This is a genomic window from Thermoanaerobaculia bacterium (assembly GCA_035717485.1).
Classification (GTDB): Bacteria; Acidobacteriota; Thermoanaerobaculia; order UBA5066; family DATFVB01; genus DATFVB01.
On sequence record DASTIQ010000232.1, the window covers coordinates 1 to 6,251 of the forward strand.

7 protein-coding genes are annotated in these 6,251 nt (G+C 68.1%); 2 read left to right on the forward strand and 5 right to left on the reverse strand.

What is annotated here, in order from left to right; all coding sequences use genetic code 11:
* The 5 genes from VFS34_12445 to gcvT form a co-directional block, all read right to left on the reverse strand.
* Positions 1-150: alpha/beta family hydrolase (locus tag VFS34_12445; GenBank protein HET9795260.1), on the reverse strand; the 150-nt coding region annotated here is incomplete at its 3' end.
* A gap of 123 nt (positions 151-273) precedes the next feature.
* Positions 274-1,725, reverse strand: a complete 1,452-nt coding sequence (gcvPB, locus tag VFS34_12450; protein HET9795261.1) for an aminomethyl-transferring glycine dehydrogenase subunit GcvPB — start codon at positions 1,723-1,725, stop codon at positions 274-276.
* Positions 1,722-3,047: an aminomethyl-transferring glycine dehydrogenase subunit GcvPA gene (gene gcvPA / locus VFS34_12455; GenBank protein HET9795262.1), complete on the reverse strand. Its 1,326-nt coding sequence runs from the start codon at positions 3,045-3,047 to the stop codon at positions 1,722-1,724. The genes gcvPB and gcvPA overlap by 4 nt, the downstream gene beginning before the upstream one ends.
* Before the next feature lie 12 nt (positions 3,048-3,059).
* A complete protein-coding gene (gene gcvH, locus VFS34_12460) occupies positions 3,060-3,452 on the reverse strand; it encodes a glycine cleavage system protein GcvH (protein HET9795263.1) in 393 nt (130 codons plus the stop codon).
* Complete coding sequence (gene gcvT / locus VFS34_12465; protein ID HET9795264.1) at positions 3,449-4,561, reverse strand: glycine cleavage system aminomethyltransferase GcvT; 1,113 nt, start codon at positions 4,559-4,561, stop codon at positions 3,449-3,451. The genes gcvH and gcvT overlap by 4 nt, the downstream gene beginning before the upstream one ends.
* A 193-nt stretch (positions 4,562-4,754) precedes the next feature.
* Between gcvT and VFS34_12470 the strand changes: the two genes are divergently transcribed.
* Together VFS34_12470 and VFS34_12475 are read left to right on the forward strand one after the other, a co-directional pair.
* Complete coding sequence (locus tag VFS34_12470; protein ID HET9795265.1) at positions 4,755-5,792, forward strand: cyclic nucleotide-binding domain-containing protein; 1,038 nt, start codon at positions 4,755-4,757, stop codon at positions 5,790-5,792.
* Between the two features lie 221 nt (positions 5,793-6,013).
* A partial coding sequence (locus VFS34_12475) for a hypothetical protein (GenBank protein HET9795266.1) occupies positions 6,014-6,251 on the forward strand: 238 nt, incomplete at its 3' end.

Below are 6,251 nucleotides of genomic sequence, written 5' to 3' on the forward strand. Positions count from 1 at the left end.
GAACTCGAATCGCGCGACGCGATAGCCGCCGTCGGCGATCCCCTTCGCGACGTCGTTCAGGAACGGCGAGTCCATCGGCGCCCCCGCGCCGTGAGCGAGCGCGACCGTCAGCTTCGCGTTCTTCGGGCCGTCGAGGAGGAAGAAGGTCACGGCCGCGATTCTAGATCGCGGGCCCGAAGTCGGCGAGCCGCGAGCCGCCGATCCCGCCGTGGAATTCTTGTATTGTTCAGGCGTCCCGTCGAGGTGCGGACGGAAGCGAGCCCGACGGAACGCTCATCGTCGCGCCTGCCAGCGAAGAATCGGATTCTTCGCCGCCCTGACCTCGTCCACCCGCCGGACCGGCGTCGTGTACGGCGCGCCGGCGAAGATTTCCGGCTTCTCGCGCGCTTCCCGGGCGATCGTGCGCATCGCTTCGACGAAAATGTCGAGCTCCGGCTTTCCCTCGGTCTCGGTCGGCTCGATCATGAGTGCGCCCGGGACGATCAGCGGGAACGACACCGTCGGAGGCGGGAAGCCGAAATCCATCAGCCGCTTCGCGATGTCCCCGTTGTGGACTCCGTACTCCGCCTGCCGCTTGTCGGAGAAGACGACTTCGTGCATCGTCGGAGCGTCGTACTTCAGGTGGTAGAGGTCCGCGAGCCGCGCGCGGATGTAGTTGGCGTTCAGGACGGCGTTCCGGGCGACCTCGCCGATCTCCTCCCCGTACGACAGGATGTACGAGAGCGCGCGGACGAGAACGCCGAACTGGGACGAGAAGGACCGAAGTCTCCCGATCGATTCGGGACGGTCGGCATCCAGATGGAAGCTGCCGTCTTCCCGGCGCTCGACCGTCGGCACCGGCATGTGCGGCGCCAGCTTCTCGGAGACGGCGACCGGCCCGGCCCCGGGTCCGCCTCCGCCGTGAGGCGTCGAGAAGGTCTTGTGGAGGTTCATGTGCATCACGTCGATGCCCATCCGGCCGGGAGTCGCGAGTCCCACGAACGCGTTGAAGTTCGCGCCGTCGCCGTAGAGAAAGCCTCCCTTGCGATGGACGATCTCCGCGATGTCGCCGATCCGGCGCTCGAAGATCCCGAGGGTGTTCGGCACCGTCATCATCAGCGCCGCGACGTCGTCGGTCATCGCTTCTTCCAGCACGTGGAGATCGAGGCGCCCGTTCGCGTTGGAGGCCAGCTCCTTGACCTGGTAACCGGCGAAGCTCGCGGTCGCCGGGTTCGTCCCGTGGGCGGAGTCCGGGATCAGCACGTACTTTCGCGGGTTCCCCTGTTTCTCGAGCGCCTTCCGGATCATCAGGATCCCGGCGAGCTCCCCCTGCGCGCCGGCGCACGGAGTCAGCGTCACCCGCGCGAGACCCGTCAGCTCCGCGAGGATGCGCTCGAGACGCCACATCAGCGCGAGGTTTCCCTGGCTCGTCGACTCCGGCGCGTACGGGTGGGATGCGGCGAACCCGGGGAGCCGCGCCATCTCTTCGTTGATCCGCGGGTTGTGTTTCATCGTGCACGAACCGAGCGGGTAGAGGCCGTCCTCGATCCCGAGGTTCATGCGCGAGAGGCGGGTGAAATGCCGCGCGACGTCGACCTCGGAGACCTCCGTCTCGCCGTCGATCGCTCCGCGCCGGAGCTCCTCCGGAATCGCGACCTTCTCCGGGACGTCGAGCGGCGGGAGCGAATAACCCGTCTTCCCGGGACGGGAGCGCTCGAAGATCAATCCCTCGTCGCGCGACTTCATCGAATCCTCGAGAGTTCCGCGGCGTAGACGTCCATCTCCGCCTTCGTGTTCATCTCCGTGACCGCCACGAGAAACTCCCGCTCGCGCTCCGGGAACCAGGTCGACAACGGCACGCCGGCGAGGATTCCCTTCTCGGCGAGCGCCGCGACGATCTCGGGGGCCGGTTTCGGCCCCCGCACGGCGAACTCGTTGAACGTCGGGCCCCCGGTCGCGATCGCGTAGCCCGGAACCGCGGCGATCTTTTCCTTCAGGTATTCGGACTTCGAGGCGCACTGCACGGCGGTCTCGCGGAGCCCCGCCTTCCCCATGAGCGAGAGGTAGACGTTCGATGCCAGCGCCATGAGTCCCTGGTTCGTGCAGATGTTCGACGTGGCCTTCTCGCGGCGGATGTGCTGTTCCCGCGTCGAGAGCGTCAGGCAGAACGCCCGCCGGCCCTCCGCGTCGACCGTCTCGCCCGCGAGCCTCCCGGGCATCTGGCGCTTGTGGGCGTCGCGGCACGCGAGGAAGCCGAGCGCCGGCGCACCGTACGACATGGGCACGCCGAGCGACCGCGCCTCGCCGCACGCGATGTCGAGCCCGGCGTCGCCGGGCGGCGACAGGAGGGCCAGGGAAATCGCCTCGGCGACGACGCCGATCGCCATCGCACCGCAGGTGGCGGCCGCGTCGCGCGCCTCCTTCCAGCCGCGCACGCGCCCGAAGAAGTCGGGCGACTGGACGGCCACGGCGAAGGTCTGCGAGTCGCACGCTCCGGCGAGATCCCCGTCGTCGACCTCGACGACCTCGAAATGGAGATTCCCGAAATAGGTCCGCACCGTCTCGAGGTATTCCGGGTGGATGTTCTTCGAGAGAACGGCGCGGTGCCGTCCCTTCGCGAGGCGGCTCGCCATCAGGAGCGCCTCGACGAGCGCCGTCGCTCCTTCGTAGAGCGAGGCGTTCGAGACTTCCATGCCGGTCAGGATCGCGAGGTGCGTCTGCCACTCGAAGATCGACTGCAGCGTTCCCTGCGAGATCTCCGGCTGGTACGGCGTGTAGGAGGAGAGCCATTCCTCTCGGTAGAGCGTCTGGTCGGCGATCGCGGGCACGTAGTGGTGATAGCAGCCCGCCCCGAGGAAGTGCGCATGGCTGCGGGCATGGGCGTTGCGCGCCGAAACGGACCCGAGGTCGCGGCGCACCTCGATCTCCGAGAGCGGTCTTCCGATCGGGGGTTTGCGCGTCGTGCGGAACTCCGCCGGAACGTCGCCGAAGAGCTCCTCGAGGGAGCCCACGCCGATCGCGGCGAGCATCTCGGCGCGCTCGTCGTCGCTCGAAGGGAGGAATTTCACGGGTTCAGGACCTCAATGCTCTTCCGACTCTTCCTTGACGTATTTCTCGTACGCCTGGGCGTCCATCAGGTCCGAGACGTCGTCGGTCGAGAGCTTCAGCTTCACGAGCCAGCCGTCGCCGTAGGAGTCTTCGTTCAACGCCGCCGGATCCTCGACCGCCTGCGTGTTGACCTCCGTGACCTCGCCGGCGATCGGCGTGAAGAGCTCGGACACGGCCTTGACCGATTCGACCGTCCCGAACTCCTGTCCGGAGTCGAACACGTGGCCGACCTCGGGAAGCTCGAGATAGACGATCTCGCCCAGCTCCTTCTGCGCGTGCTCGGTGATCCCGACCGTCGCGACGTCGCCCTCGATCCGGACCCATTCGTGGCTCTTCGAATAGTGGAGGTCATCGGGAAACTTCATGACGCCCTTTCTCTCTTGTAAAACGGCGTTTCGACGACGCGCGCGCGCGCCGGGCGGCCGCGCAGATCGATGGTGAACTCCGTCCCGACCGCCGTGTCCGCGATCGGAAGATACGCCAGGCCGATCGACTTGCCGAGCGTGGGTGAAGGGATGCCGGAGGTGACCACGCCCGCTCCCGATGGCGACGCCGTCGCGTAGCCCTGCCGGGCGATTCCGCGGTCGAGGAGCTCGAAACCGGCGAGCTTCTTCGAAAGGCCCTTCTCCTTCTGCGCCGCGAGCGCCGCCCGGCCTTCGAAGTCGCCCTTCCCCATCTTGACGATCCAGCCGAGGTCCGCCTCGAGCGGCGTCACCGTGTCGTCGATGTCGTGGCCGTAGAGCGCCATCTTCGCCTCGAGGCGAAGCGTGTCGCGCGCGCCGAGCCCCGCGGGGAGGACGTCCCGGTCCCGGCCCGCCGCGAGGATCTCGCGGAAGAGCCGCGGCGCGTCGGCGGGCGAAACGTAGAGCTCGAAGCCTTTCTCGCCGGTGTAGCCGGTCCGGGAGATGATCGCGAGGGCTCCGGAGACCGACCCTTCCACGAAGCCGTAATAGGGGATCGCGGAGAGATCCGATTTCGTCATCGGCGCGAGGATCGATTCCGCGTCGGGGCCCTGGAGGGCGAGCAGGGCGAATTCGTCCGACGCGTCGCGCAGGCGCACGTCGTAGCCCTTCGCGATCTCGCGCGCGTGCGCGAAGTCCTTGGGCGTGTTGCCGGCGTTGACGACGAGGAGGTAGCGGTCCTCGCCGCGGCGGTAGACGAGCAGGTCGTCGATGAACGTCCCGCGGGGGGTGAGCATCCCGCTGTAATGGACGCGCCCGATCGCGAGCTTCGCGACGTCGTTGGTCGTGAGCCTCTGGAGGAACGCGAGGGCGTCCTTCCCCTCCACCTCGAACTCGCCCATGTGCGAGACGTCGAAGAGCCCGGCGCGCTCGCGGACGGCCCGATGCTCTTCGCGGATTCCCGAGTATTCGACCGGCATCTCCCAGCCGCCGAAATCGACCATCTTCGCGCCCAGCTCCCGATGGATGTCGTAGAGCGGGGTGCGCTTGAGCGCCGTCGTCGCGATCGTCATCGGAGCCCGCAAATTACATGATCTCCGGAGGAGGCGCAATGGCGCGAATGACTCACCGGAAAGGCGCCGGAACGGGAGCGCGACGCCGCCGTCGCGGCCAGGAGCGCGGCGGACGAAGCAACGCTCCCGCTCCCGTCCCGCGCTCGCGATCACGGGAGCGGGCCGGCTGCCGGGCGTTAAGATTCCTTCCCTCATGACATCCGACGACCTCCCGACGCGGATCCGGAGCGCCGCGCGCGCCGCCGAGCGCGCGGGACTGACGGCCGAATCGGACGACTTCCTGCGGCTCGCGTTCGAGGTCGAGGAAGCGATCGCCCCCATCGCGTTCTCGAACCGAGTCTTCTTCGAGATCGCCGGGATCGCGCAGACCCGGATCGTCCGAAAGGGAGATCGTGTCTACGACGCGGGCGAGCGGTCCCCCGATTTCTTTCTCGTCGTCGAAGGAAGACTGGCGATCGAGCGAATCACGCCGATGGGCCCGCAGTCGCTCGGCGAGCCGGGCGGCGGGGACTTCGCCGGCGCCGCGGAGGCTCTCCTCTCGCTCCCGCGTCTCGGGCAGGCGACCGCGGCGGAGGAGACGCGGCTGTTCGCCGTCCCGTCGGCCGAGCTCTTCGGGGGCGCGCCCTCGCCGGAGCTCGGCGAGTATCTGCTCCGGCGCCTCGCGCGCCAGCTCCGCGGGCTCAACGACGAGTTCGCGAAGTTCTTCCCCTCCGGCGCGGGCAAGAGCGCGATCGGGGGTCCGGCGCCCGCCGAGCCGGCGAACCTCCCGACGGAGGAGAAGTCGAAGACGTTCACGGAGGGCGGTCTCGGAGCCGCGGATGCCGGACTCCTCGCCACGTTCTGCCGCGAAGAGGCCTATCCGGTGGGGGCCGTCATCTTCCGCGAGGGAGACGAGGGGCACGCGCTCTCGGTCATCGCGCGCGGCAAGGTCCGCATCTCCCGCCGCATCGCGGGCGCCGGCGAGGAGGCGTTCGCGATCCTCGAGCCCGGAGCCGTTTTCGGAGAGATGGCGGTCTTCGAGACCGATTCGCCGCTCCGCTCGGCCGACGCCATCGCGCACACCGACTGCACGCTCCTGACGCTCGACCGCGACGTGATCGATCGCCTGCGCCGGGAAGCGCCGGAAAAGGCGGCCGCGCTCACGGCCGCGCTGTGCCGGCTCGCCGCCCGCCGCATCGCCGAGACCTCGGAGCGCCTCGTCCGCTGGCGGATGATGGCGGGAATGTTCTGAAAATCCGGCCGCCGGATGTCCCCGTTTGCCATCTCTGCCGATGGGAATCTCGGATGAGCAACGATTCCGGGTTGTTGCCGTCGGAGAATCCCCGGAAAGGATTTGTTTGCACCGAGACGGCGGCTCGCGTCTGGCAACGGGCCCGTCTCGCTCTTCCGAGAATTGCGGCTCCCGCAAACGCGGGTCCCTCGGGGAATGGCAGACGTGGTCGAGTTCTCCTATTGCCGCTTTCGGCGTTCGTGGCATTCGGTGCCCTGACCGCCTCCGCCGCGACGATCACCGTCAACACGGTGTCGGATGTCTCAACTTCCGGCGACGGCCTCTGCTCCCTGCGCGAAGCCATTACGAATGCGAACCAGAACACGGACCAGAGCGCAGGCGACTGTGCCGCCGGAAACCCAGGCCTCGATTCGATCGTGTTCGACCTGCCGGGGTCGGCGCCATGGACGATCGCGCCGG

What these genes read in the sequence shown, in the direction of transcription:
- gcvPB (HET9795261.1), bottom strand. Translation starts at nt 1,725, where the DNA reads ATGAAGTCGCGCGACGAGGGATTGATCTTCGAGCGCTCCCGTCCCGGG.
- gcvH (HET9795263.1), bottom strand. Translation starts at nt 3,452, where the DNA reads ATGAAGTTTCCCGATGACCTCCACTATTCGAAGAGCCACGAATGGGTC.
- gcvT (HET9795264.1), bottom strand. Translation starts at nt 4,561, where the DNA reads ATGACGATCGCGACGACGGCGCTCAAGCGCACCCCGCTCTACGACATC.
- VFS34_12470 (HET9795265.1), top strand. Translation starts at nt 4,755, where the DNA reads ATGACATCCGACGACCTCCCGACGCGGATCCGGAGCGCCGCGCGCGCC.